Annotated in this window: 26 protein-coding genes; 15 read left to right on the top strand and 11 right to left on the bottom strand. The window is 68.9% G+C overall.

The features are described from left to right. Positions 1-48 precede the first annotated feature (48 nt). The 3 genes from ACH01S_RS11305 to ACH01S_RS42015 all read left to right on the top strand — a co-directional run bounded on the left by ACH01S_RS11305 (position 49) and on the right by ACH01S_RS42015 (position 1,622). Positions 49-909, top strand: a complete 861-nt coding sequence (locus ACH01S_RS11305) for a helix-turn-helix domain-containing protein (protein WP_067889025.1) — start codon at positions 49-51, stop codon at positions 907-909. A 40-nt stretch (positions 910-949) separates the two neighbouring features. Continuing rightward, on the top strand, positions 950-1,168 hold the full coding sequence (locus tag ACH01S_RS42010) for a DUF397 domain-containing protein (RefSeq protein WP_083980559.1): 219 nt from the start codon (positions 950-952) through the stop codon (positions 1,166-1,168). A gap of 190 nt (positions 1,169-1,358) precedes the next feature. Then, positions 1,359-1,622: a DUF397 domain-containing protein gene (locus ACH01S_RS42015; RefSeq protein ID WP_255220178.1), complete on the top strand. Its 264-nt coding sequence runs from the start codon at positions 1,359-1,361 to the stop codon at positions 1,620-1,622. Between the two features lie 97 nt (positions 1,623-1,719). On the opposite strand, the gene ACH01S_RS11310 is transcribed toward ACH01S_RS42015, so the two are convergent. Both ACH01S_RS11310 and ACH01S_RS11315 read right to left on the bottom strand, forming a co-directional pair. Next, positions 1,720-2,706 carry an ABC transporter permease gene (locus ACH01S_RS11310; protein WP_067889028.1) on the bottom strand — a complete coding sequence of 329 codons (987 nt, stop codon included), beginning with the start codon at positions 2,704-2,706 and terminating at the stop codon, positions 1,720-1,722. A 7-nt stretch (positions 2,707-2,713) separates the two neighbouring features. Next, the gene (locus ACH01S_RS11315; protein ID WP_246236437.1) at positions 2,714-3,544 is read right to left on the bottom strand and encodes an ABC transporter ATP-binding protein; all 831 of its coding nucleotides are present in this window, start codon (positions 3,542-3,544) and stop codon (positions 2,714-2,716) included. On the opposite strand from ACH01S_RS11315, the gene ACH01S_RS45800 reads away from it, so the two are divergent. Beyond that, positions 3,452-4,216, top strand: coding sequence for a hypothetical protein (locus ACH01S_RS45800; RefSeq protein WP_246236438.1), 765 nt, complete (start codon positions 3,452-3,454; stop codon positions 4,214-4,216). The genes ACH01S_RS11315 and ACH01S_RS45800 overlap by 93 nt on opposite strands. Before the next feature lie 365 nt (positions 4,217-4,581). Here ACH01S_RS45800 and glmS read toward each other — a convergent pair whose 3' ends face one another. Further along, positions 4,582-6,426 carry a glutamine--fructose-6-phosphate transaminase (isomerizing) gene (glmS, locus tag ACH01S_RS11320; RefSeq protein WP_067889034.1) on the bottom strand — a complete coding sequence of 615 codons (1,845 nt, stop codon included), beginning with the start codon at positions 6,424-6,426 and terminating at the stop codon, positions 4,582-4,584. Positions 6,427-6,549: 123 nt separating this feature from the next. On the opposite strand from glmS, the gene coaA reads away from it, so the two are divergent. The 10 genes from coaA to ACH01S_RS11370 all read left to right on the top strand — a co-directional run bounded on the left by coaA (position 6,550) and on the right by ACH01S_RS11370 (position 15,238). After that, positions 6,550-7,491, top strand: a complete 942-nt coding sequence (coaA, locus tag ACH01S_RS11325; RefSeq protein ID WP_067889037.1) for a type I pantothenate kinase — start codon at positions 6,550-6,552, stop codon at positions 7,489-7,491. 113 nt (positions 7,492-7,604) lie between these two features. Next, positions 7,605-8,801: an agmatinase family protein gene (locus ACH01S_RS11330; RefSeq protein WP_067889040.1), complete on the top strand. Its 1,197-nt coding sequence runs from the start codon at positions 7,605-7,607 to the stop codon at positions 8,799-8,801. After that, complete coding sequence (locus ACH01S_RS11335) at positions 8,801-9,061, top strand: hypothetical protein (protein ID WP_067889043.1); 261 nt, start codon at positions 8,801-8,803, stop codon at positions 9,059-9,061. Before ACH01S_RS11330 ends, ACH01S_RS11335 begins: the two co-directional genes overlap by 1 nt. 298 nt (positions 9,062-9,359) lie before the next feature. Then, on the top strand, positions 9,360-9,899 hold the full coding sequence (locus ACH01S_RS11340) for a hypothetical protein (RefSeq protein ID WP_148344091.1): 540 nt from the start codon (positions 9,360-9,362) through the stop codon (positions 9,897-9,899). A gap of 215 nt (positions 9,900-10,114) precedes the next feature. After that, complete coding sequence (locus ACH01S_RS11345; protein WP_067889048.1) at positions 10,115-11,176, top strand: aldo/keto reductase; 1,062 nt, start codon at positions 10,115-10,117, stop codon at positions 11,174-11,176. Positions 11,177-11,277: 101 nt separating this feature from the next. Continuing rightward, positions 11,278-12,015 (top strand): hypothetical protein, encoded by a 738-nt coding sequence (locus ACH01S_RS11350; protein WP_067889051.1) that lies wholly within the window; start codon positions 11,278-11,280, stop codon positions 12,013-12,015. 42 nt (positions 12,016-12,057) lie between these two features. Next, the gene (locus tag ACH01S_RS11355; protein WP_067889054.1) at positions 12,058-13,152 is read left to right on the top strand and encodes a nucleotidyltransferase family protein; all 1,095 of its coding nucleotides are present in this window, start codon (positions 12,058-12,060) and stop codon (positions 13,150-13,152) included. 81 nt (positions 13,153-13,233) lie between these two features. After that, complete coding sequence (locus ACH01S_RS11360; protein ID WP_067889057.1) at positions 13,234-14,055, top strand: nucleotidyltransferase domain-containing protein; 822 nt, start codon at positions 13,234-13,236, stop codon at positions 14,053-14,055. Beyond that, positions 14,052-14,963 (top strand): hypothetical protein, encoded by a 912-nt coding sequence (locus ACH01S_RS11365; RefSeq protein ID WP_067889059.1) that lies wholly within the window; start codon positions 14,052-14,054, stop codon positions 14,961-14,963. The genes ACH01S_RS11360 and ACH01S_RS11365 overlap by 4 nt, the downstream gene beginning before the upstream one ends. Then, positions 14,960-15,238: an acyl carrier protein gene (locus tag ACH01S_RS11370; RefSeq protein WP_067889062.1), complete on the top strand. Its 279-nt coding sequence runs from the start codon at positions 14,960-14,962 to the stop codon at positions 15,236-15,238. The genes ACH01S_RS11365 and ACH01S_RS11370 overlap by 4 nt, the downstream gene beginning before the upstream one ends. A gap of 22 nt (positions 15,239-15,260) precedes the next feature. On the opposite strand, the gene pyrH is transcribed toward ACH01S_RS11370, so the two are convergent. Together pyrH and ACH01S_RS44370 are read right to left on the bottom strand one after the other, a co-directional pair. Beyond that, positions 15,261-15,995, bottom strand: a complete 735-nt coding sequence (pyrH, locus tag ACH01S_RS11375; protein ID WP_306303239.1) for a UMP kinase — start codon at positions 15,993-15,995, stop codon at positions 15,261-15,263. A 59-nt stretch (positions 15,996-16,054) separates the two neighbouring features. Further along, positions 16,055-16,591, bottom strand: coding sequence for a hypothetical protein (locus ACH01S_RS44370; RefSeq protein WP_067889065.1), 537 nt, complete (start codon positions 16,589-16,591; stop codon positions 16,055-16,057). A 124-nt stretch (positions 16,592-16,715) separates the two neighbouring features. Here ACH01S_RS44370 and ACH01S_RS44375 point away from each other — a divergent pair, with 124 nt between their 5' ends. Beyond that, on the top strand, positions 16,716-17,579 hold the full coding sequence (locus tag ACH01S_RS44375) for a phosphotransferase enzyme family protein (RefSeq protein WP_067889068.1): 864 nt from the start codon (positions 16,716-16,718) through the stop codon (positions 17,577-17,579). A gap of 34 nt (positions 17,580-17,613) precedes the next feature. Here the strand turns inward: ACH01S_RS44375 and ACH01S_RS11390 are convergent, their stop codons facing one another. The 6 genes from ACH01S_RS11390 to ACH01S_RS11415 are packed head-to-tail and all read right to left on the bottom strand — an operon-like array spanning position 17,614 to position 25,792. Then, on the bottom strand, positions 17,614-19,230 hold the full coding sequence (locus ACH01S_RS11390) for a carbamoyltransferase C-terminal domain-containing protein (protein ID WP_083980563.1): 1,617 nt from the start codon (positions 19,228-19,230) through the stop codon (positions 17,614-17,616). Between the two features lie 18 nt (positions 19,231-19,248). Then, positions 19,249-20,406 carry a glycosyltransferase gene (locus tag ACH01S_RS11395; protein ID WP_148344092.1) on the bottom strand — a complete coding sequence of 386 codons (1,158 nt, stop codon included), beginning with the start codon at positions 20,404-20,406 and terminating at the stop codon, positions 19,249-19,251. Next, positions 20,406-21,869, bottom strand: a complete 1,464-nt coding sequence (locus ACH01S_RS11400; protein ID WP_148344093.1) for an NAD(P)-dependent oxidoreductase — start codon at positions 21,867-21,869, stop codon at positions 20,406-20,408. Before ACH01S_RS11400 ends, ACH01S_RS11395 begins: the two co-directional genes overlap by 1 nt. A gap of 36 nt (positions 21,870-21,905) precedes the next feature. Beyond that, on the bottom strand, positions 21,906-22,793 hold the full coding sequence (locus ACH01S_RS11405; protein WP_169809248.1) for an NAD(P)-dependent oxidoreductase: 888 nt from the start codon (positions 22,791-22,793) through the stop codon (positions 21,906-21,908). A gap of 14 nt (positions 22,794-22,807) precedes the next feature. Beyond that, on the bottom strand, positions 22,808-24,400 hold the full coding sequence (locus ACH01S_RS11410) for a class I adenylate-forming enzyme family protein (protein ID WP_083980565.1): 1,593 nt from the start codon (positions 24,398-24,400) through the stop codon (positions 22,808-22,810). A gap of 9 nt (positions 24,401-24,409) precedes the next feature. Next, a complete protein-coding gene (locus ACH01S_RS11415) occupies positions 24,410-25,792 on the bottom strand; it encodes an AAA family ATPase (RefSeq protein ID WP_067889086.1) in 1,383 nt (460 codons plus the stop codon). Between the last annotated feature and the right edge of the window lie 14 nt (positions 25,793-25,806).

Genomic DNA, 25,806 nt, shown 5'->3' on the forward strand with positions numbered 1-25,806 from the left:
GCAGAATGCGCCCAGATCAGTCCGCCGGGACTGGAGAGGCCCCAGCAAATGAGCACTTCCCGTGGTCCCTCCGTCCGGCAGCGGCGGCTGGCCGCCGAGCTGCGCAGGCTCCGCGAGCGGCGGGGGCTCACCGGCGACGAGGTCGCCGACCGGTTGGCCTGGTCCACCGCGAAGGTGTCGCGCATCGAGAACGCGCGCACCGGCGCGAAGATCGGCGATGTCCTGCGCCTTCTCGACCTTTACCAGATCGACGGCGGCCGGCGCGAGGATCTGATATCGCTCGCGCACGACGCGGCGCAGCGCGGCTGGTGGGAGGAATACCGCGACCTGCCGAGTGAGCTCGCCGACTTCATCGCGCTGGAGGCCGAGGCCACGGCCATGCGGGAATGGGGCAGCACGGTGTTCCCCGGTCTGCTCCAGACCGAGGCGTACGCGCGGAATGTGATCGGCGGCTGGAGCGACCTCGCCACACTGCCGCCGCAGGAACTGGAACGCAGGCTGGACGTCCGAATGCGCCGCCGCGAGCTGCTCGCGCAGGCGCGTCCGCTGGAACTGTCCGTCGTTCTCGACGAGGCGGTTCTGCAGCGCCGGATCGGCGATCAGAAGGTCATGCGGGAGCAGCTCGAACATCTCTGCCGGATGACCGACCTTCCGAACGTCACGGTACAGATCCTGCCCTTGGACGTCGCGCACTCGGTGTTGGCCGAATCCTTTATCCTGCTGGAATTCTCACCGGTGCACGACATCGTTTTCCCTGATATCGTGCACACCGAATCACTGACGATCAGCCACTTTGCGGAGGAGGCTGTTACGTATATGTACAGGCTCGCCTATACAAGCCTGGCGGACCAGGCCTTGGACACCACCGAATCCCGGCGGCGCATCGTCGAGGCCAGAGACGCCTGGTGAGGGGTCCGCAAAGGGGCTCAATCCTTGTGAAAGGCACCCCGTGTCCCCTTTCGCCACTCCTGCTCCGCGTTGGCGGAGAAGCGCCCACTGCGGGGCGAGCAACACCTGCGTCGAAGTCGCAACATTGGCCGGTTCGTCCCAATCCATTGGGGCGCGCGACGCCAAGCACGGAGCGCAGAGCCCGGTCCTGTCGTTCTCCCAGGGAGAGTGGCGGGCGTTCGTCGAGCGAGCCAAGAAAGGCGAATTCGATTTGGGCTGATGAGAGCCTGATCCGTCCCGTCTGACGCCTCACGAGGGCGCCCGGGACGCCGCAGCGAACGAGCCGGGTCCGCATCGGACTCGGCTCGTGGTCTGCGCACCGGAAACTCTGCTGCTTCTTCGTCACTTCCGCCACAGACGCACCGTGCAGACCGCGTGTGATCAGAAGTTTTTTGCGATCTTGTTACCGTGTGCTTGGCACCGGCAGCGCGGCCGCGGGCAATGCAACTTTCGAGGCAGGAGCCGGCATGAGTTTCCAGGGAAGACCGCCCGCCCGATGGCGAAGGAGCGCCCGATGCGGCGCGACGAATGGGTGTGTCGAGGTCGCGAGACTCGACCTGGGCGCGATATCCGTCCGGGACACCGAGGACATCACCGAGCATCTCTCGTTTGGTCTGGGCGAATGGCGCAAGTTCATCGAGGACGCCAAGGACGGACGTTTCGACCAGCCCTGACGCCGCCGCCCGGACGTCCTTGAAACAATCTCTGCAAATTGCATCCCGACTGAGATTCTCAAACGGTCGGAGAATTGCGCACAATGGCGTGCGCATTTCACGCGACGCGGACGCCTCGCGGCACCCGGTAAAGGGGCGTGCGGAGCCGGGCGGCGGTCAGCCGCAACGCCCCCGCGGCGAGCGCGAGGTCGAAGAGCAGACCGTACGGCCAAACGCTGCCCTTGTCGCGCTCCTCATTCGAGGAACCGTAATAGGGACCGTCGCGGCGCCCCTCGCGGGCGTCGCGCACCTCGCGGCTGATCCCGCCGAGCGGGTCGGACGACGGCGCCCGCTCGTACACCTGGTCGCCGATGACGATCCGGCGCTTCGGCAGCCGCGGCGCGGCGTCGGCGAGCACCACCACCGGGTTCGGGGCCAGCAGCCACCAGACCCACTCGCTGTGGTCCACCGTGTACTCGTAGTCGGTCGCGCGGCGGTGCTCGGCGGTGAGCGGGAGGCCGATCGAGTACAGCAGCGGCGTCCCGGCCAGCAGCGCGAACACCGTCACATACGACAGCAGGACGGACGTCACGCTCCGCGCCACCAGCGCCGACCACGCCTGCGACACCGCGCACACCACGCCGATGAGCAGCGCGATCACCGCGAGGACGACCACGGCGCGGCCCGCCCCGACCGCGCCCTCCGCCACCGGCCACAGCACGCACGGCAGCGTCAGCACGAGGGTGAGCAGGCCCGTCCCCCAGGCGGCGGCGAGCTTGCCGACCGCGATCTCGCCGGGCGTGAGCCGGGTGACCTGGAGGGCGGCGAGCGTCCCGCGCTCCCGATCGCCGTTGATCGACTGGCCGCTGAGCGCCGGGGTGACGAGCAGCGTCAGCACCAGCACGCCGAGCAGGACGCCGCCGAACATCGGCACGCCCTCCGAGCCGAAGTCGGACGTCTCGCCCGCCTCCAGCGCCAGCCGGAACAGCAGCCCGAGCCCGTTGACGATCACGAACCAGACGGCCAGCAGCGTCTTCCAGCGGCCGGTCCGCAGCCGCGTCCTGATCTCCTGCCGGGCCACCAGCCCGGCTCCGCGCGCGGTCATCGCGGGGTCACCTCCGGCTCTCGGTCATCGCGAGGTACGCCGACTCCAGCGCGCTGCCCGCGGGCGCGAGCCCGCTGACCGGCACCTTCCGGGCGACCAGCTCGGCGAGCAGCCCGGCCGCCTCGGCCTCGGTGAGCGGACCGACCTCGACGGCGCCGGGCAGCTCGGCGACGGGGTCGAGGCCCGTCCGGCCGTCCAGCGCGGCGGCGAGGGCGGCGGTCAGCCGCTCGGGGTCCAGCGACCGGACCCGCCAGCGGACGCGCGCCGCCGCGCCCGCGAGGTCCGCCATCGCGTGGTCCCCGGCGGTGCGGCCCCGGTCGACCAGGACGACCCGGTCCGCGATCTCCTCCAGCTCGCTGAGGATGTGGCTCGACACGAGCACCGCGACGCCGTCCGCGGCCAGCGACCGCAGGAGGTCGCGCAGCTCGATGCGGGACCGCGGGTCGAGGCCGGACGCCGGCTCGTCCAGCAGCAGGACGCGGGGCCGGTGCACGAGCGCCCGCGCCAGCCCGAGCCGCTGCTTCTGCCCGCGTGACAGGGCGTGGACGGGCTGCCCGAGCCTGTCCTCCAGGTGGACGAGGCTGAGCAGCGCCCGGATGCGGCGCGGCCGCTCGTCCTTCGGCAGGCCGTAGGCGTCGGCGAAGAACGCGAGGTACTCGTCGACGGTGAGCTGGTCGTAGACGCCGAACGTGTCCGGCATCCAGCCGAGCGCGTCCCGCGCCCTGGCCGGATGCAGGCGCGCGTCGTGGCCCGCGATCCGGACCGTCCCGGCATCGGGCGCGAGCAGCGTCGCGAGGATCAGCAGCAGCGTCGTCTTCCCCGCGCCGTTCGGCCCCACCAGGGCCGTGACCTGCCCGTACGGGACGGTGATATCAAGCCCACCAAGCGCCTGCACGGCCCCAAACCTCCGCGCAACCCCGTACGCCTCAACTCCGAGTTCTCCGGAACCCGCCCAGCCACCCCCAGCCCAACCACCACCCACCAAGCCGCGCTCGCCCTGGCCGTCGCCACCCCGACCACCACTCACCAAGCCGTCCCCAGCCCGGCCGCCGCTCACCAAGCCGCCCCCGGCCCGCTCATCGCCAACCTGGCCGCCACCTGCAAGGCCGCCCCCGACCTGGTCATCTCCAGCACGGCCGCCACTTGTCAGGCCACCCCCGACCTGGTCGTCTCCAGCCCGGCCACCACCCACCAAGTCATCCTCGACCCCGTCGTCTCCAGCACGGCCGCCGCTCACCAAGCCGCCCCCGACCCGATCGTCCCCAGCCCGGCCGCCACTTGTCAGGCCACCCCCGACCTGGTCATCTCCAGCCCGGCCACCACCCACCAAGCCATCCTCGGCCCGGTCGTCTCCAGCACGGCCGCCGCTCACCAAGCCGCCCCCGACCCGATCGTCCCCAGCCTGGCCGCCACCTGCCAGGCCATCCCCGACCTGGTCATCTCCAGCACGGCCACCACTCACCAAGCCAGCCGCGGCCCGGTCGTCTCCAGCCCGGCCGCCACTTGCTAGGCCATCCTCAACCTGAGCGTCCCCAGCCTCGCCACCACTCACCAAGCCGTCCTCGGCCTGGTCGTCTTCAGCACGGCCGTCCCTCGTCCAGCCGTCGTCTCCCGCCACGCCGCCCTGCCTTCCTGGGGCGCGCCCCCAGACCCCCGGCGCGGGAGCGCCGTGATCCTCGCTTCGCTGCGGTCACGCCGCCTCCCGCCGCCGGGGCCCAATCCGATCTTCATCGGACGCGGCACGCCGCCGCCGGGTTCCGGGGCGGATCCGGAGTTATCCACATTCTCGGGGGCGGGTTCACCGGCTGGCCGGGGTGGTTGACGATGGAGGTAGCGGGTCCGCCCCCGGGTGGGAGGGGCCTCTTTTTCGGGGGGTTACTCTACTGTTACGGATTTGGCCAGGTTGCGTGGTTGGTCCACGTCGTGGCCCTTCGCCGTGGCCAGCTCGCACGCGAACACCTGCAGCGGCACCGTCGTCACCAGCGGCTGCAGCAGCGTCGGCACCGCCGGGACGCTGATCAGCGTGTCCGCGTACGGGCCGACCGACTCGTCGCCCTCCTCGGCGATCACGATCGTCCGCGCGCCGCGCGCCCGGATCTCCTGGATGTTCGACACGATCTTGTCGTGCAGCACGGCCCGCGCCCGCGGCGGGACGACCACCACGACCGGCAGGTCCTTCTCGATCAGCGCGATCGGCCCGTGCTTCAGCTCCCCGGCCGCGAAGCCCTCGGCGTGCATGTACGCCAGCTCCTTGAGCTTCAGCGCGCCCTCCAGCGCGACCGGGAACCCGACGTGCCGCCCGAGGAACAGCACGCACCGCTCGCCCGAGAGCGACCGCGCGAGCTCCCGGACGGGCTCCATCGTCTCCAGGACCTTATCCACCTTCTCCGGCATCCGCTCCAGGAGCTGCACCATGGCGAACACCTCGTCCCCCCACTTGGTGCCGCGCACCTGCGCGATGTAGAGGGCGATGAGGTAGACGGCGACGAGCTGGGTCAGGAACGCCTTCGTGGACGCGACCGCGATCTCCGGCCCGGCGTGCGTGTACAGGACGCCGTCGCACTCGCGCGGCAGCGTCGACCCGTTCACGTTGCAGATGCCGAGCAGCTTGGCCTTCTGCTCGCGGGCGTGCCGGACGGCCATCAGCGCGTCCATCGTCTCGCCCGACTGCGAGATCGCGATGACCAGCGTCGTCGGGGACAGGATCGAGTCGCGGTAGCGGAACTCGCTCGCCAGCTCCACCTCGCAGGGCAGCCCGGCCCAGTGCTCGATCGCGTACTTGGCGATCAGCCCGGCGTGGTAGGACGTCCCGCACGCCACCACGATGATCTTGTCGACCTCGCGCAGCTCGCGGTCGGACATGCGCATCTCGTCCAGCCGGAGGCGGCCGTCCGAGCCGATCCGGCCGAGCAGGGTGTCGGCGACCGCGCGCGGCTGCTCCGCGATCTCCTTGAGCATGAAGTAGTCGTAGCCGCCTTTTTCCGCGGCGGAGACGTCCCAGTCGACGTGGTACTCCTGCACCTCGGCGGGGCGTCCCTCGAAGTCGGTGACCTGCACGCCGCCCGCGCGCAGCTCGACGACCTGGTCCTGGCCGAGCTCGATCGCGTCCCGGGTGTGCGCGATGAACGCCGCGACGTCGCTGGCGAGGAAGTTCTCGCCGTCCCCGACGCCGACGACGAGCGGCGAGTTGCGGCGCGCGCCGACCACGACGTCCGGGTCGCCGGTGTGCACCGCGACCAGCGTGAACGCGCCCTCCAGCCGGCGGCAGACGCGGCGCAGCGCCTCGGCGAGGCCGCCGCCCGCCTTCAGCTCGTCCTCCAGCAGGTGCGCGACGGCCTCGGTGTCGGTGTCGGAGACGAGCCCGTGCCCGGCCTCCTCCAACTCGCCGCGCAGCTCGGCGAAGTTCTCGATGATCCCGTTGTGGATCACCGCGACGGAGCCGGTGCAGTCGACGTGCGGGTGCGCGTTGCGGTCGTTCGGCGGGCCGTGCGTCGCCCACCGGGTGTGGCCCATGCCGAGCGTCCCGCCCGGCGGCGGCTCCTCCTCCAGCGCGGCGCGGAGGTTGCCGAGCTTGCCCGCGCGCTTCGCCGTCGCCAGCTTCCCGTCGGCCAGCACGGCCACCCCGGCCGAGTCGTAGCCGCGGTACTCAAGCCGCGCCAGCCCCTCGACGACCACGTCAAGCGCCGGCTTCGCACCTACGTACCCCACGATTCCGCACATGGCGGCAACTCTATTCGGTGTCCCGCCAAGGGCCCACCCGCATGGGACGTAGCCGGATGACCCGGGCGTGGACGACAGGTGAATTGACCATGACCGGCCGCGAACCCCCGTTAGTGTCAGACCATGACACCCGGATGGGACAGCGTGCCGAGCCCCTACGTGGAGCTTTCCAGGGACGCCTGGCGGGCCCTGCGCGAGAACACTCCGCTGCCGCTCACCCCCGGTGAGCTGGACGCACTGCGCGGCCTGCGCGACCCGATCGACATCAACGAGGTCGAGGACGTCTACCTCCCGCTGTCGCGGCTCCTCAACCTCTTCTTCCTCTCCGACGGCCGGCTGCGCGACACCGTCAGCGACTTCCTCGGCGGCGCCGTGCGGCCCACCCCGTTCATCATCGGGGTCGCGGGCAGCGTCGCGGTCGGCAAGTCGACGACGTCCCGGCTGCTGCGGACGCTGCTCGCCCGCTGGCCCGAGCACCCCTCGGTCGAGCTCGTGACGACCGACAGCTTCCTGTACCCGAACGCCGTGCTGTCCGAGCGCGGCATCCTCGACCGGAAGGGGTTCCCCGAGTCCTACGACCGGCGGGCGCTCGTCCGGTTCGTGTCGTCGATCAAGTCGGGGGCGGAGCAGGCGCGGATCCCGGTGTACTCGCACCTGGAGTACGACATCGTCCCGGACGCGGAGCAGACCGTCACGCGGCCGGACATCCTGATCGTCGAGGGGCTGAACGTGCTGCAGGCGCCGCCGCCCGGGACGCTCGGCGTGTCCGACTTCTTCGACTTCTCGATCTACGTGGACGCGCGGGTCGAGGACATCAGGCAGTGGTACGTCGACCGGCTGTTCGCGCTGCGCCGCACCGCGTTCACCGACCCGCGCTCCTACTTCCACAAGTACGCGAAGGAGCTGGACGAGGACGAGACCGCCGCGTTCGCCCACGGCGTGTGGCGGGACGTCAACGAGATCAACCTCGTGTCCAACATCCTGCCGACGCGGGCGCGGGCGACGCTCGTCCTGCACAAGGACCGGGAGCACGCCGTCCAGCGCGTCCGCCTCCGCCGCATCTGACCCCCGGCCCTCTCCCCTGACCTGGGGAAAGCCCTACCCGCTCTTTGCTCTACCGGCACGCCCACCGGGCAGTACGGCGCTGGAACGCGATCACCCGAGCGGGAAGGCGGGCCATGGGCGGCGGCGGCGAGGACAACCCGCGCGCGGGGCTGGAGGGCGAGAAGGCCAAGCACCTGGAGGCGGAGCTCACCGACAGGCGGTACCGGGAGGAGCTGCGCCGCATCCACCGGCTCGGCCTGCCCCCGGCCGACTCCATCGAGGACAAGGAGCTCGCCTCCACCTTCCAGCGGGGCGAGCTGCCGCACTTCTCCGGCATCAACACGTTCCTGAAGGCGCCGTTCCTGGAGGACGTCAACCGCGTCGGCGAACACGAGGTCGCCGTCGTCGGCGCGCCGCTCGACACCGGCGCGACGTACCGTCCGGGGCCCCGGTTCGGGCCCGAGGCGATGCGGCGCATCTCCTCCCTCTACTCGCCCTACTACTTCGAGAAGGGCATCGACCTCCGCGAACAGCTCGACGTGGTGGACGTCGGCGACATCTTCATCACCCCGGCGAACATCGAGAAGGCGTTCGACCAGATCACCAAGGGCGTCGAGCACCTCGTCGCGCACGGGACGTTCCCCGTGGTGCTCGGCGGCGACCACTCGATCGGCTTCCCCACGGCGAGGGGCGTGATGAACGCCTTCGGCAAGAAGATCGGCGTCCTGCACTTCGACCGGCACCTGGACACCCAGAAGCGCGACCTGGACGAGCGGATGCACACCACGCCCTGGTACTGGGCCGCGCACGAGCACCACTTCGACCTCGGCAACCTCGTGCAGATCGGGATCGGCGGCTGGCAGGTCCCGCGGCCCGGCGTCGGCCCCGCCCGCGACGGCGGCTCCCTCGTCATGACGGCCGAGGACGTCGAGCGGCTCGGCGTGGAGAAGGCCGCCGACCTCGCCCTGGAGGTCGCCTGGGGCGGCGGCGCCGAGGGCGTGTACCTGTCGTTCGACATCGACGCCGTCGACCCCGGCTTCGCGCCGGGGACGGGCTGGCCTGAGCCCGGCGGACTCTACCCGCGCGAGGTGCTGAAGCTCGTCCGCCGGTTCGCCGCCGAGGGGCTGCTCGGCATGGAGGTCGTCGAGGTGTCGCCGCCCTACGACCAGTCGGACGTGACGAGCCTGCTCGGCGTCCGGCTGATCTGCGAGGTGCTGGCATCGTCGGTCGCGTCGGGCAGGCTCGGCCGGGACCGGGACGGCACCCCGCGAACCGCCCGCGCCCGCGAGATCGACGAGCGGCGGGACGCGGCGGCGGGCAGCGACGGCTGATGCTCGGTGCCGCCGTCGCGGCCCTCGGGCTGTGCGCCGACGGGATCGGCGAGGGCCTCTACGCCGTCCGGCACGGCTACCGGGGGCGGGCGGCCACGCTCGGGTTCGCGGTCGCCGCCGTGCTCGCCGCGCGCTGTTCGGCGCGGCGATGGCGGTCCTCGCGGGCGCGGGCCTCGTGGAGCGGGTCGGACACGGTCACCGCGTTCACCAACCCGTTCCACGGCATCGTCGCCGGAGAACTCGTCAAACTCCTCCACTAGCGGCGCGGCCTGCGCCCACCCCTAAACACCCCAGCCCACCCCGGAATGTGACCTGCCCGACCCTTTTGGCGCGCTCTAAAAGGACATTCCTCCACCCAAACGAAACACCTTCCCCAAATGTCTCGTTGAAGATTGGACGATTCGCTCCTCAACCCCTTGCATACCCAGTTTGGGTCGTCACTGGCAGGCCCTTTCCATTCGCTCGAACATGTGGTTATCCTGGCGCCATCAACGAGTCGGGGGCACGATCGCCTCCGAAACCCATGGTCACGGAAAGGTGATTATGCGTACCAAAGTCATGGCAGCGGTGACCGCCGCCGGAATGTCCCTGTCGGCGTTCGCCGTCGCCGTCCCCTCGGCCTCCGCCGCGCCGTCCGCACACGCGGCCCCGGCCCTGCGGTCCAGCCCCCGCTGCGACCCGCACGACGTCGCCAAGGTCGTCACGAAACGGAAGTACACGAAGGTCAACGAGACGGACGTCATCGTCAACCGCAGCCGGAGCACCGTTACCCGCAAGGTCCACTTCGAGCGGACGACCACCTTAAGTTCCTCGGTCTCGGGCGGGATCGGGCCGAACTTCAAGGACTTCATCTTCCGCGAGGTCAAGGCGAAGGTGAACGCCGGGATCGACCGGACGTCCACGGTGAAGAAGGGCTACGGGCGCACCGTCAAGATCCGCAAGGGCTACAAGATGACCGCGGCCCAGGGCTGGCGGATGCAGCAGGCCAAGGGCTACGTCTACCACGTCTACAGCAATTGCCGGACGCGAACGGTGGGCTACTACACGCTGAACGCGCCCTGGCAGACGTTCGTGACGTACACGACCACCAGGCTCTGATCCTCCGGCGGTGAACCGGAAATGAATTCGGCCGATCTTCGGAGGGGGAGATCGGCCGAATTCGGCATGCCATTTCCCTGCGAGCGGCCACCCCCGATCCGGGCGGGACCGCCGGGCCCGCGTCCCATGGCGGCCATCTTCGGCGACCGCAGTGTCACCAATCTCGCGCGCGGCGCCTTTCCTACGAAGGGAGTTCGTCGGCGAGAGGTTGGGTCATGGAATACCGGCAACTGGGGACGTCCGGGCTTCGGGTCCCCGCGTTGAGCTTCGGCACCGCCACGTTCGGCGGCCGCGGTGACCTGTTCGGCGCATGGGGCGACACCGGCGCGGACGCGGCCCGCCGACTGGTCGACATCTGCCTGGACGCCGGCGTCACGATGTTCGACACGGCCGACAGCTACTCGGCGGGGGCGTCCGAAGAAGTGCTCGGGCAGGCCATCAAGGGACGCCGCGACCAGGTGATGCTGTCCACCAAGGTCGGGTTGCCGACGGGCGAGGACCGCCCGGCCGCCGGATCGGCGCGGCAGCGCCTGACCAAGGCATGCGAGGACGCCCTGCGACGGCTCGGCACCGACCACGTCGACCTGTTCCAGCTGCACGCCTTCGACGCCGGGACGCCCATCGAAGAGGTGCTGGCGATACTGGACGACCTGATCAGGGCGGGCAAGACCCGCCATGTCGGCGTCTCCAACTTCTCCGGCTGGCAGCTGATGAAGTCGCTGGCCATCGCCGACCGCGACGGCCGCCCCCGCTACGCCGCCCACCAGGTCTATTACTCGCTGATCGGCCGCGACTTCGAATGGGAGCTGATGCCGCTCGCCCTCGACCAGGGGGTGGGCACCATCGTCTGGAGCCCGCTCGGCTGGGGACGGCTCACCGGCAGGCTGCGCCGCGGACGACCGCTGCCGGCGCGGAGCCGCCTCCACCGCACCGCGAAATACGGCCCCCCGGTCGACGATGAACGCCTCTTCACCGTGGTGGAGGCCCTCGACGAGATCGGGGCCGAGACCGGCAAGAGCGCGTCCCAGATCGCCATCAACTGGCTTCTCCAGCGGCCGACCGTGTCGTCGGTCATCATCGGGGCCCGCGACGAAGCCCAACTCCGCGAGAACCTCGGCGCCATGGCCTGGACGCTCTCTCCGGAGCACGTCTCCAGGCTGGACGCCGCCAGCGAGGTCATCGCCCCCTACCCGCGTTTCCTTTCCCAGTTGCAGGAGGGGTTCGCGCGCCTCGATCCACCGCCGATCGCGCGGGCCGCCCATCGTCCGGCGCCGTGACGTCGTTTCTCGTGCTGATGTTCCGATAACTGAATTGTGAGACCGGGAGGTCCCAGCCGGACCAGTTCGTCGGCCGGGGCGCGGACATACGGGAGGGAATCATGGTCGTTGAGGCGATCAAGAGGAACGCGGACGACGAGAACGAGATCCACGACCTCGAAGACTTCGTCGACCCGGCCCAGAATGTCGTGACGCCCGTCGCGTCCCTTCCGCCGGCCGCGGCGGAAGCACTTGTGAACGCGCTTTCCGCCGTGGTGCGGCGCGGACACGCCTCGCCGGTGGCGCTCGTGCCCGACGAGGACGCGGTCATTCGCGCCCAGACCTTCGAGGAGGGCGACGTCTACATGACCGAGAAGCCCTTCGACGGCTACAGCGCCAGCCGTTACCTCATGGACTTCTACGACACCAAGGCACGGGACATCTGCTCGCGAATGCACTTCCACACGGGAGCCCGGCTCGTTCGCATGATGACGGGCCCGGAGACGGTGATCCAGGTCTCCAGCCTCAGCCCACTCCTGATGACCTTCGTCAAAGGAGTGACCACGATCGTCCCGCGAACCTACCGGGACTCCATGCCCGGCACTCCGCCGGGTCGCGAACGGACGCGCCACAACCTGATCGTCCCCGCGAACAGCATCGTGGACATGCAGGTCCCCCGCGGTACCTCCCACCAGTTCAACGCCATCGGGAGCAACGCGGTCATCGACACCGTGCACCCCGAAGAAAGCATCGAGGTCTTCCGGGAGAAGATGACCGGGCTGCGGATGATGGCACAAACGATCTTCCTTTCCGAGCACCGGGCGACCGCCAGGGAATGCCTGACGAACGACATCCGATAGTTTCGCCACGAGCCCGCCGGGCCCCGATTCCGGGAAAGCGACATGGCTACGAAGGAAATCGAGACGATCGTCGCGCTGGTCAGCGAGAAGGAGGACGATCTCAACCGAGCGTCCCTCGATGTGGACTGGAACAGAACATTCCTGCTCGCGCTGTGGCACAAGGTGGCGTTCATCGTGTACGAACGCCTGCGCACCACGGGTCTCCTCGACACGGCGATCGGCAGTGGCCGGCTTCCGCTGCTGCTCGCCAACCACTGGTCGCAACTCGTGGCGGTCAACCAGGTGCGCCACGCGAACCATTCGGCCGAACTGGAGCAGATCGACGCCGCCCTCACCGCGCACGGCGTCAGGTACGCGGTGGGCAAGGGAGGGCCGCTGCTCATCCCCGAGATCTACTCGCCCTACGAGCGAAAGATGTACGACGTCGACCTGCTCGCCGACCGCTCCCATTCCGAGGCCGTCATCGAAGCCCTTCGGGGAATCGGCTACCAGATGGGCGCCTACGATCGCCGGACCAGGACCCTGCGCGGCATCGGCAAGGACGACCTCCGGAACTGGCTGCTGCACTCCCGCGGCCTGCCGAACTTCGTGAAAGTCGCCGATTCACGGCTCATCGATCACTCGATCTGCCAGGTCCAGTTCCACCTCGGCGACACGAAGACCGGCAAGACCCGACCGGCCGGAGTCCTTCTCGACGGCCGCGTCCGCAGGAACCGCTTCTGGGCGATCGAGCGAGCCGCGGTCCTCACCCAACTCGGCCTGCACATCTACCGGGAGTTCACCGACGAATCGTTCCGGCACTGGGGAATGGGTTCGAATCTGGTGAAGTTCGCGGACCTCGCCCGCTGGGTCGATCACCTCGACGACGACGAGTTCGCCGAGTCGGTCGACGTGGTCCGGCTGCTCGGCCATACCGCCGAGATCTCGGCGGCGGCGCGGCTCACCGGGCTGATCCTGGGGTCGCCGCGCCTTGAGGACCTGGTGTCGCTGGACCGCACGGGTATGGGTCGCGCGGATAGGGACCGCGCGGTGACGCGGAGCGGCCTGTACGACGCGATGGACCAGATCTTCCGCACCGCCGCGGACGGCGCGGACGAGAGCCGGTGGTCCAAGCTCGTCGGTTTCAAGACCACCTGATCGGGGCGGATTCGGATGGCAGATCGCAGACGTCGATTCGGCTTGGATCCGGGGCACTTCAACGAGGTCCCACCGAGAAAGATGCAGCTCATCCGCCACGCGCAAGAAAGGCTGGTGGACCACCCGTACGTCCTGGCGACGTTTCTCGTCGGCAGTCTCGCCAACGGCACCTGGGACCGGGAAAGCGACATCGACCTGCATTGCGTGATCGACGCCGAGAACGCCGGCGTCGAGCCGTGGCGCGCGATAGCCGCCGACCTCTTCCCGGGCTCCTACCACGGAAACTTTCCGAGATCCGATACCGGTGAGGCGCCGAACGGCGGATACGTGCTCACCCCGGACCTGGAGCACATCGATATCGTCACCTACCGGGCCGGTGAAGTGAAGAGCGCGGAACTGCACGGCTTCTACCCGCTCACCGACAGCACAGAGTTCCGGCTGCCCAGCGTTGGAAGCAAGCGTCTCGAAGACTTCGGGATCCCCTATTTCCCGGACCACGCCGTGCAGGTCTTCTTCTACTCGCTCTACAGCTTCAAGGTGTTGATGAAAAGGGAGGAGTACCTGCTGGCGGCGCGGAACTCCGGCAATCGCCGCGACTACGCGTACATACCCCTGCTGCTCGCCGAGAACGGCATCGTCGCCCGCCACACGAACAAGCGGCTGCGCAAGTACCTGACGGCGGAGCAGATGGCCGCACTCGGGCGGTATCCGGTGTGGTCCGCGGATCCCGCAAGCCTGCTCGAAGTGACGCGGATGATGTCGGACGACTTCATCCGGCGTGCGAAGGCGTTGGCCAAGGCATGCGGCGCGGAATGGCCGCGACGGCTTGCCGACTACGTCACGGCCGGCTTGCGGAGGGAACTCGGGCTGGACCTCGCATCCACGCACGCGGATCGAGAATGACGACCGCCGCCGCCGTTGTGTGTGAATCCTTCCGGCTCGCCGAGCACGTGGCGTGCACGGTGACCCGGGCGGTCGACCGCTCCCCCGTCGGTTGCTTCTACTACCTGCCGGGACGCTGGCAGCGCGCCGTGCCCTGGACGACCGAACCGGGAAGGGATATCCGCACCGAGTTGGCGCTCGCCGGCGTCACCACCGTCTGCCTCGAATACCGCTGTGCCGACCTCCAGGACGACCAGGGCGCGCTCACCAAGGTCAGCACAAAGGACCTGCTGGACGACCTTTCGGTGTGCACGCGGTGGAGCGCGGAGACGCTTGGGCTGCCCGCCCTCGGAATAGGGGGGTTCAGTCTCGGCGCCGCGCTCGCCGCACTCGCGGTGCGCACGCGCTCGTCCGCCTATCCGGACGCCCTGGTGTTACTCGACGGGGGCCTGGAGGCAGGCGCCACCGCGGCTGGGGACCCGCCGACATCCGCCGTACTCCGGAACCCGGTCCCGGCCCTGCCCGGCGGGCCGGATGGTGGAGCGGCCGGCACCGGTCGTTTCCGCCGACTGTTCCTCAGCACTCCCGAGGACGATCTCCAACTCGACTATCTACGCGCGATGTACACCTTCTGGCCCGGAAGACAAGTGCACGAGCTACAGGCCATCGCGAACAGCGGCTCATTCGAGGGGACACGGCTCCATAAGCCCGGGATACGCCGACTGTTCGCGGTCCATACCGCCTCCCGCGCTCGGCGCGTGCTTTCGTCCGTCCGGAACCTTGCGGGGGCGGAAACCGAACGCACCGTCGTCGAACTGCCCGTCACCTGGAGGCATGGCGACGTCCTGTCCCACCGGGATGCGGCACAACGAGTCTTCCGGCCGCTGGCCGACTGGCTGACCGAGGATCACAGAAAGGCGAGCCGATGAATCAGGCAGAACTCACCGAACTCGTGGCACGGGCCATTGAGAACACCACCGGTCGGCCGAGTGCCGGACTCGATCCCGACACGACGATTCGCGAAGCCGGGGTCAGCTCGATCGACCTGCTGAGATTCGTCACCAGCCTGGAGGAACTGCTGTGTCGGGACATTCCCGAAGAGCACCTCACGGCCGCGAGTTTCGCGACGGTCGGCTCGACCGTCGACATACTGAGAGCGATCGACGCCGCACCGCCCGCGGACGGCGCCGACGGCGGCCGGTGAACGAACGGGTTCTCCTCGCGTTCTACTCGCGTACGGTCGTCCCGATGTCATCGCCGTTGCAGACGGCGAGCATCGCACCTCGCAGCGTCGCATCGAAGATGTGCATCGTGAGGTTCTGCTCATACGCCAGCACGAAGGCGCTTCTGTCCATGATGGAAATACCGCGTCCAATGGCCTCGGTATAGCTCAGCGTCTCGTACTTGGTCGCGTCCTCGTGCTCGTTGGGGTCGCGGTCGTAAACGCCGTCGACACCGCGCTTGGCCACCAGCAGGGCATCGGCCTCCAACTCAAGCGCCCGCTGGACCGAAGGGTAGTCGGTGGTGACGTATGGCTGCCCGATCCCGCCGGCCAGCAGCACGATGCATCCGTGGTCAAGGTGGCGGACCGCCCGGAGTCTGATGAACGGCTCCGCGACCGACTGGATCGGAATCGCCGTCATGACCCGGATGTCGGCATTGGTACGCGCGGTCAGGGTGCCCCGCAGCATCAGGGCGTTCATCACCGTACCGAGAATTCCGATATTATCGGCTTCGGCCCGCGGGATGCCCCAACTGGCCGCCATTCTGCCACGGAAGTAGTTGCCGCCTCCGACAACCGCCGCCACCTGAATATTGGCATCGTGCAGTGCAATGATCTCATCTGCGAGTTGCTGCAGCTCTTCCTGGCTCACACCCCAACCGGATTCACCGGCCAAGGCTTCGCCGCTGAGCTTCACGACGACTCTCTTGTATCGCGTCACAGCCCCGAAGGCTAGCACATCACGCCGAACAACCGTGGCGATCCCGCAGGGTCCGGCGGGAACCGGCCTTTATCCATCTATTGACCCCCGCTGTGCTCGATGACGTCTTCTGCCACCGCTCGATCAAATGCGGCCTGGACGTCGTCGCGCATCCACACCTTCATGGTGGTATCGACATGCCCTTCCCGGCAGGAAACGAAAACCGGCCGCATCCGATCGCGGCTTCTGTTCACGGCGTCCTGCCAGCCCATCGGCGCCTTCGGGTCCGCGCCCCGGCGAAATGTCGCCCGCCGGAACTGCCACAGCGCGGTGAGCTCGTCCACCGCGACATTGTGCTGCCACCAGCACGGCAGTATCTCAAGTTGCAGGCCGTATCTGTCGACGAGCCGCGCCACGAACGCCGCCAGTTCACGCCAGGTCTCAAGCCGTTCCCGCCCGCTCAGGACGAGCCAATCGACCGGCCCCGGATCCGCCCCTTTCGACGGCGCGGCGGCGGGCGCTTTCGCGGTCTGCGTTTCGGCCTTCTCCAAGATATGGATCAGGCGTTCGAGCGACTGTTGCTGGAGCCTGATGACTTCGATAAGCTTATCGAGTTGCGCAGCGAACTCCGTCATTTCATTCTCCTGGGTGCGAGAGTGGGCGAGCGTGTTCACTTCCTACTTGCATATCCTGCGGCGGGCCGGGCGAAAGGCCCCGGGCGAAGAGCAGCGCGCACGGTGCCGACATGAAGGCGAATGCATGAGCACCGAACTGCTGCGGGGTTACACGGGTGACCGCGAATTGACGCCGCTTCGATCGTCCTGGGGAGCGTGCCGGGTATTTCGCGCGGGCCGGCACTCCGACGCCGACGCGCTCGTCCACAAGGTGTGGAGAACCGAGTCGGAGCGGGCGAGGGCCGACCAGGAGGCCGCGGTGCTGGGCGCGCTGGACGCCGCCGGCTTCACCGGTGCGGCCCGGCTCCTCGACAAGACGGTGATTCACCACGATGGCGCCGCGATCGTCATTACCAGCTACCCCTATGTGGTGGGCGAACCGCTGGACTCCGACCGGCCGGAGCACCTCCACGACGTCGCCCGCCTAATGGCGGCCATGCATTCCATCCCCGCTCCCGCGAGCCCGCCGCTACGCCCTCCAGTGAACCTGGGGGCCGCGGCCCGGCATCTGACCGCGGCGGAGGAAGAGGTCCTCGGCCGCCTCTGGGAGCACTCCCTGGCCGGGGCCTCCGAGTTCGGAATCCGATATATCCATGGCGACCTGAACTCCGAGAACGTGATCATCGACGGCCGCGGAGCGGGCGGTCCCGTGCTGATCGACTTCGAGTTCAGCCGACTCGACTCGCCGCTGTGGGACCTGGCTTCGTTCACCCTGGAACGGGACGCCGGCGGTGCGTTCACCGTCGTCCCGGAAGAGAAGTGCCAAGCCTTTCTCCGCTCTTACACGGCCGCGCTCGGAACCCCGGAGTGGGGCGGCTGGCTCCAAGAGTTGGTCCCCGCCTTCCGTGTGCTCTTCCTCCACCGGGTACTGGCCGACGTTTCCGGCGACCGCGCACTCGCCGGGCACGCCGCGGACCTGCTCAGGGTGCTGCTTTCCCGGCTTTCTTGAACCGGCCGGCCACTCCGCGGGCCGCCGCGCCGCCTTACCGCAGCGGCACGACCCACCCTTCGCCCGCCAGGAAGTCCAGGTCCATCGCGCGGGCGCTCGCGAGCGCGTCCTCCGGGCCGTGGACGATGGGCTCACCGGCGGCATTGAACGAAGTGCAGGTCACGGCCTCGGTCCCGGTGAGTTCGCCCATCTCCCGGAGCAGCGTGCCGTACCCCGAGCCGTCGAGGTCGTCGACCACCTGGGGGCGGGCGCTGCCGTCGACATGGCGGACGCCGAGGAGGGCGTCCTTCGCGCTCTCCTTGATCATGACCGTCATCAGCATGTGGGCGTTCGGTGTCCCGTCGCATGACCTGTCGAACTCCCGCCGGGTCAGGGACGGCGCGAGCGGCCGCCAGGACTCGCGCCCCTTGAGATAGTTGATCTTGTCGCGGATCGCCTCGGAGTTCGGCACCGCGATGACGGACCGGTGGCCGAGCGCTCGCGGCCCGGCCTCCGCCGCGCCGTCGAACCACCCGCCCACCTCGCCGGCGGCCAACCGCTGCCCGATCTCGCGGGGCGTGGCGTCCGCGACCTCCACGCCCTGCCGGCGCAGCAGGCGCGCCGTCTCCAGGGAGCCGAAGGACCGGCCGAGGTAGGCGTCGCGCAGCACCACGGGCTCGCCCAGCGAGGCGCTGACGGCGCAGGCCGCGCCGAGCGCGATGCCGGAGTCACCGGCCGGCGGCGGAACGACGAGGGCCGTTCCCCGTCGGGCGGCCAGCCGGCCGATGACGCTGTTCATCGAGCAGTTCAGCGCCACGCCCCCGGACAGGACCAGGGTCGGCACGTCGGCCGTGAACGCGAGCAGCTCCTCACTCCAGGCCGACACGCGCTCCAGCACCCGCGCCTCACCCGTGGCGGCGAGGTCAGCGCGCTGCCTGAAGGTGTCGCAGGCGCCGAAGTCCGCACGGATCCGCCGGGACAGCCGCAGGCGCTCGGCGTTGTAGGCGGCCTTGGCGTCCGCCCGGCTCTGCGCCGGCGCCACATCGGCCTCGATCCGTCCGTCCGGAATCGCCGGCAGGTTCCCGAGATCGCGGCCATAGGAGGCGAGCCCCATGGTCTTCCCCTCTTCACCCCAGGTGAAGCCGGCGCTCTGGGTCAGCGCCTCGTAGTACAGGCCGAGCGAGCCGAGCAGGTCGACCGAGTACACCTTTTCGACGGTCCCGCCTTGGGCGACATAGGCCCCGCCGGAGCAGCACTCCCCTCGCCCATCGAGCACAAGGATCGCCGCCTTCCCGTGGTCTCCGGCATACGCCATCCCGACCCCCGCATGCGCCAGGTGGTGGTCGACGAAGACGAGCGGCGGAAGGGCGTGCGCCGGGACGTCGCACGCGTCGGCGAGCCAAGCCTGGATCACCTCGACGAAGTCGCGCTCGGACTCCCCGAAGAGTTTCGGTTGCCACGGGTACGCGACGACGTCCACGGACCTGATGTCGAGGCCGGTGCACGTCAGGGCCTCGCGCAGTGCGGTGCTGGGAAGCGTCTTGCGAGCGCGCTTCCGCCGGCTCGTTCGCTCCTCTTCGACCGCTATCAGGACGGCGCCGTCCCTGACGACGGCCACGCCGCCGTCATGTCCGAAGTCCGGATGTCCATGAATTCCCAGCACGGTGCTCACGGGTTTCCTCTCTCCGTCTCAAGCAGTGTGGTGACCGTGTGAAACCGTCCGCGCGTGATCGGCCACCGCGCGGCCAAGGCTCCAGACGTGTTCGTCGATCTCGGCCTGCGACAGCCCCTTGAGGCGAGGCTGCACGTGTGCGATCCGCACGAAGAGGGCCGCACAGAACGCCGATAGCCGGTCCTCGGTGAGCCGTCCGGCCCGGGCCCACTCCAGTACCTGGTTCAGGACTCGCGCCCACGACGGGTCGTCAAGTTCGCCGAGGAATCCGATCCCGAGTTCCGTCCATTCCGGCTTTCCGCGCATGCGCGCGGCCGCGCTCCGGGAGACCTTTCTCATGAAATCCAGGTCGCAATCCTGGGTCTCGAACACGGCCTCGGCGGTGGCGGGCGGGATCGGCACGTGACCGCGGCCGACCCGCGGAGCATCGCCCAGACACGCCAGCAAGGTGTTCACTACCTGCCGAAACTTGGGCGGGAACTCGCGTTCGACCCCTGGAACGGAGCGGCTGCGCCAAGGCTGCACCTTGCCCGTGCGAAGCCCGATCTGGCTGACTTCGGCGGTCGCCAAGGCCGTCATCGTCAGAAAGACGTCCACGCCGTAGGCCCACGCGTCGGCCGGCCATGGCACCCCGGTCATGTGCTTCATGAAGCGGGCGGAGAAGGCGAACTCTCCGGCGATCGGCTGACGGATCGCGTTTCCCGTGGCCGCGTAGATCAAGGGCACGACGACCTGGTTGGTGAGGCTTCCCTCGTACCACCTCCGCGGGTACACGGGAAGCACCATGTCGGCTCCGCCGGCTTCTCCCAGGAAGCGGTCCACCCATTCCTCGCCGACCTCTTCCAGGTCGGCGTCCACCGTCATGGCCGCGGTGGCGCCCTCCCGCACACAGAACTGGAACAGTGCGAAAAGGTTGCGTCCCTTTCCCGCTTCCGCGGCGTCGCACGTAATGACCCGGCGAGGCGTTCGCGTCGGAGTGGCGGCGAACAGTGCGGCGGTCCCGTCCGGCGAGTTGTTGTCCACATTGACCAGCAGGCAGGCATCGCGATACCGGGACCCGGCTATCGCCCTGTCCACGAGCCTTGTGGCCCTCTCGATGCTCGCCGCTTCGAGGTAGGTGGGAATGCAGACGACGAACCGCCGGTCAGCGGCGGGTTCACGCGGATCCGTTTCCATCACGAGATCCCCACTCGCTCGGCCACGACCTCGGGATCGAGTTGGGTGGACGCCGGATCCGCCGACAGCAGTTCCAGGCACACGCCGAGAACCAGCGCGCAGAAGGCGTCGAAGTCCGGCTCGGGCACTCCCTCCGATCTGAAGAGATTGATCGCGTGCCCGTCTCCGAGGACGACCACCTCCCTGCCGCCGGACGTGGTGTAGGAATCGCCGTACGGCATGGGCTCCAGCCGAGCCCCGTCGCCCTCCAGTTCGGCGCGCAACAGGCGAAAGTCCTGGGAGGAAATACTCGCCATGACCGTTCGCCCGCCCAGCAGTTTCAGCTCGGTCGGCCCCATCGCCGTTTCCCCGGAGCAGCCGAAGACGTACCGGTGGTCGATCTCGCGCAGGCACTCCTCGACGGACTCGCGCGCCAGAAAGCCCGCCGCCGTCGCCTCGCCCCGCCTGTCCGCGCGCGGCTCGGACACCGAGATCCTCATCCCCAGCGCGCTCAGCATGCTCGCGACCTGGCTGCCGATCCGGCCGAAGCCGATGACGTGGCACCACTGACCGTCGAGGGGCTCGTGGGCCATCAGCCGCCAGAACGCGTTGACGCAGCTTGAGGCGATGGCCCTGCTCAGCCTGCTCTTGATGTGGCAGTCGGAGAGGTTGACGACGGCCTCGCCGTAGCCGCGGCGGCTGAGGAGCTTCATCCCCTTGGCCGTCGTCTCGACCGAGATGAACGGCACCCGGCGGGGGCCGCCGTCCAACAGGTATTCGATGAGCTCACCGCCGTCGTCGACGGCGATCAGGCGCCCGGGGCCGGCGGATTCGAGCGCGCTGAACATGCGTTCGCACACGTCGGCGAAGTCGGTCCGGTTCGCGTTCTCGACGACGGTGACGCCGAGGTCCCGCATGCTGTTCAACGTGCGTTCCCGGTACCGCGTGTTGTCCGGCTTGCTGAGGAAGCAGAGCCGGTGCGCCGGTATCCCGTGGTTCAGCAAGGCGCGGACCAGGTTCAGTTTCTCCAGCAGCGCGTGATCACGAATGAGCACCGCGGCATTGCCGAACTCCCGGCCGGCGAAGTCGGCCGCCACGCGGTATATCAAGGGGTTGAGCTGAGCGATGTCAGCCATTTCGAGCTCGTTGAACCTGGTCAGCGACCGGAAGTGCGCCGAAAGCTCCGTGCCCGCCGCCAGTCGTTCCAGGTCGGCTCCGTCCGCGCCGCTTCCGTCGAGTATCCAGGCGTAACGGTCGAGCGCGGCGAACAGGGAGTCGCCTTGCCTTTGGCCCGCCCGTTCCCTGCACGCGGTTATGGTGAGGCTCCGGTCCCCGCACGAGATGGGAACCTGGTGGGCGGCGGCGTCGCGGCGAATCGCCGCGGTCCGCTCTCCGGCCATCGCGGCAGCGTCGCGTAGTCTGACCCTCACGCTCTGTGCCGTCTCATAGGTGTAGCCGAGAAGGAGCACGTCTTCCTCTCCCAACGGTCAAGTATTTCCGGATCGACGGAGTCGGCCGGGTTAAGGGCGGGCCGCCGTTCCGGGCAGGAATTCGATCAGCCGGGTGAAGTTCTCCCGCGCCGATCCGGCGGCTTCGGCGGACTCCAGCGCCTCCCGCACGATCGACTGGATGGGGAGGTCCGCGCCTTTCGCGGCCCTGTACTCCGCGGCGACGTTGCGCATGTCCTTCGCCGCCAGCGCCGTCCTGAAGGCGGCCGCCGACGTGTCCGGGCCCACCAGGCGATCGCCGAAGCGGCGCAGCATGGCGCTGTCCGCGGAGGCATGGGCGAGCGCTTCCAGGACGCCGCTCGCCGGTAGTCCCAGGCAGCGGGCGAGCCGGAGCCCCTCGCCCAGGACGGCCACGTTCGAGATGTGGACCAATTGGTTGACGAGTTTGACGCCCTGGCCATGGCCGACCCGCCCGAAGTAGAACCTCTTGTCGGCGACGGTCTCCATAATGGCGTCGGCGAGCACATCGGCTCCCCGGTCGGCTCCGATGAATTGTGTGAGCCCGCCCTGCGCGGCGTCCTGCACCGACCCGGAGACCGGTGCGTCGATATAGGTGGAGCCGGCCCGCGCGCAAAGGGCGTGCAGCCGGCGGGCGGCTCCCGGACTGTGCGACGACAGGTCCACGATCAGTGCGGGCAACCGGTCCCGGTACCGCTCGACGACGTCCTGCGCGGCGCGTGCGTCCGGGAGGCACAGCACCATCGCCTCGCACTCGGGGGACGCGGGCGACAGGACACCGGCTCCGGCGTCCGCGAGCGCTTTTCGTCCGGCACGGTCGTGGCCGGTGTCCAGCGTGACCACCTCGAAACCGGCGTTCATGCAATGAAGTGCGATGGGCAGCCCGAACGTGCCCAGACCGACGAAGCAGATGGTGCTGTCAGACGAACCCGTGGCGCGCAACTCTCCCCCTTTGGTCACGACTCGGCCGGCTCGGTCTCCGGAATCGGCCGGGCGGCCAACTCGTGCCGGAGCAGCTTTCCGTTGGCGGTCCGTGGAATCTCCGCCACGAATTCGATTCGGCTGGGCATCAGCTCTCGCCGAAACCACCGCCCGAGTTCCTTCTCGATGGCCTCCCTACTGGTGCGCCCATTGGGGACGACGGCCAGGCCGATGCGCATCTGCCCGGGCCGCCATGGAAAGCTGTAGGCCGCGCATTCGCGCACGGACGGCAGCCGGAGCACGGTCCGCTCCATCTCCTCCAGCCCGACCGCGGCGCCGCCGACCTTGACCATGTTCTTCTTCCTGCCGACCAAGGTCAGCTGGGGTTCTCCGGCGACGGTCTCCAGGTAGCCCAGGTCACCGCTGTGGAACATGCCGCCCTCGAATGCCCGCGCCGTCGCTTCGGGGTTGCCGATGTACTCGGTCATGACGTTGTGCCCGATCATGCAGACCTCGCCGATTTCGCGTTCCGCGGCGAGCGTGCCGTCCTCTCGGGCGACGAACACCTCGTTGCCGTGAACGGCGGCGCCCACGGACGGAATCTCGGCTTCGGTGACGAGCGTCCGGTAGTCGCGGTCCCCGATCGTCGGGCGGAGCGAGGTCGAGAAATTCGTCGTCTCGGAGAGCCCGTACCCCTGGATGACCTTGAGGCCGTGCCGGAGCCAGAGGGTCTCCGCGGTGGACCGTTCGAGGGCGGACGCGGCCGAGATGAAGTAGCCGAGGCCGATGGGCGCCCCGGCGGGCCCGCCCTCGGTGAGGGCGTCGAGCATGGACGGCACGACGCTCGCGATGTCGCAGCCGTGCCGATGGACCGCACGCCAGAATGTGAACGGGTCGAAGGCGTCCGCGAGGACCAGATGACCGCCGGCGATCATCGTCGCGATGACGCTGAGGTCGAGGCCGTTGGCGTAGCAGACCGGCAGGCAGCCGAACAGTTTCCTGGTGGAAAGGCCGTGGAGTTCCGCGAGCGCCCCGCTGTTGACCAGCACGTTGTAGTGGCTCTGGAGTACCGGCTTCGCCGTGGCGGTGCTCCCGGTCGTATGAAAGATGAGGGCGGGACGGTCCCCGCCGGGCGCGAAGGGACCGGGTTCCGCCGACCCGTCCGGGACGCCCAGGTCATCGGCCGCGACCGCGCCGGGGATCGTGCCGGTTCCGGCGCAGTCCACCACCATTTCGCAGCCGAGTGCGTCGAGCTGGGCCGTGCTGCGTGAGACCGGATCGGCCGGGTTGATGAGCACGACGCTGTTGCCGAGAGCGAGTGCGGCCATGATGTGGGCGACGGTTCGGCTGTCGTTCCTTGTGATCACTCCTATGCGGGCGTCGGGGGGAACCGCGGCCTTGATGCGTCCCATCGCGGCGATGCAAAGGCGCCATACGTCCCGGTAAGTGCGGCCGGTCGCGTTGCCGCCGGTGAGCTCGGTGATGAACGGCGCGGTCGGCGTCTTCCGCGCCCTGTACTCCAGGTGGTCGGCGATATTGCGGGGTCGGGTCAGCCGCGTGCCGGGCCCCATTCCTCGATAGGTGTGCGCCTTCGTCCAATCCGCGTCACGAATGTTCTCCGCCGCCATGGCCTCTTCCTATCTCCCGTACGCTGTGACGTCGCACAGCCGCAGCAGTTCGGCTCTGCCCGCGTCCGACTCGTAACTCATTTCGAACCACGAGCGCATGCCGGCGTCGGGTTGAAATCCGTTCCACTCCGGTTCGGCTGCTGATTCCGCGGATTCGAGCCCCCAGATACGTCGTTCCCGTACCGCCTCAAGCGGTCCCGCCGACAGATGGAAGGCGTTGTTGCCGAAGGTGACGGCACGCCCGTGCAGCGGAATTCGCCCCGCGCGCGCGAGTCCGCGCAGGCTCGCCGCATCGGCTTCGGCCGGATCGGTCGCGCCGAGCAGCGACCGCCGCAGCCGCCGCCAGGAGCAGTGCCTCTCCCCGCCACGGGTGAGCCGCAGCGCAAGGGTTATGGAGCCGGTCGAGGTGAATTCCTCGTAGAGCTTCGGGACGTGACCGTTGACCATCCATTCCCCGGTCTCCAGAAGCGCCTCCCAGCGGCCGAGCCCCACCTTCGTCCGAAGGCTCGCGTTCTGCCAGCGCGCTGCCACCTCGGCAACGGAGTGCCTCCGTGCGCGCTCCAAACCGCCGACCTTTCCCGAGGGGTCGAGCCTCGACCCCGCGGAGGACCAGAAGAAATGATCTCCGAGATGGGCGATCCAACTGTTCCGGGTTTGCGGGGTACCGCCCTCCCACACCTTGGTGTCCGTGACATGGAGGTCGTACTGAAGGAGAACCCTCTCAATCGCCGCCATGAGGTCATTGGTGCGGTAATGGAATCCCGGCTTCACCAGAAGGACCGGGTCGTTCCACTTCCCGGGTCTCGCAGGGCCGTTGCGGTCGAATCGGCTACCGCCGTTTCGTCCGACGAGCCGCACGGAGATCCAGGAGGCCGCCACGAGCGCCGCCTTGCCGCTGTCGTGGGTCGCGGTGTCGATTCTTAGGGCGTCGGGCCCGACGTGGAACGCCGAGCGCCAGCGGCGGTAGACGGCCGCCCTGCGCTCGAACCAGTCGGCGCGGTCGTCCGGCCGGCCTTCGGCCTTCGACCGCTCGGACCGCCGCGACTCCCGGTGGCCCGCCGGAGCCGTGAGCTCGACGACCGGCCAGCTCACGTCGCGGACGCGGTCGATCACGCCCTCGATGCCCGGACCGCCGTCGACGATGACGGGCGACAGCGCCGCCAGCCTTTCCACCTCGGGAGCGACGAGGTCGTCGTAGGCGCCGCCCCCGAATGCCTCGTGCCCGTGAAAGGCCCGGTCGGTCATCCGCCGAAAGGCCGGATCGGTCCGCCGCCTCTCCCGGATCAGGTCGCCGATCGAGATCACCGGCAGGCCGAAGCACAGCGCGAGGGTGCGGGCGAGCGTGCTCTTGCCCGTCGCGGGTGCCCCGATGAGAAGAATCGCGGTTTTCATGAGCGTCCCCGGCC

It is taken from the genome of Actinomadura chibensis NBRC 106107, from assembly GCF_001552135.1.
Taxonomy (GTDB): Bacteria; Actinomycetota; Actinomycetes; order Streptosporangiales; family Streptosporangiaceae; genus Spirillospora; species Spirillospora chibensis.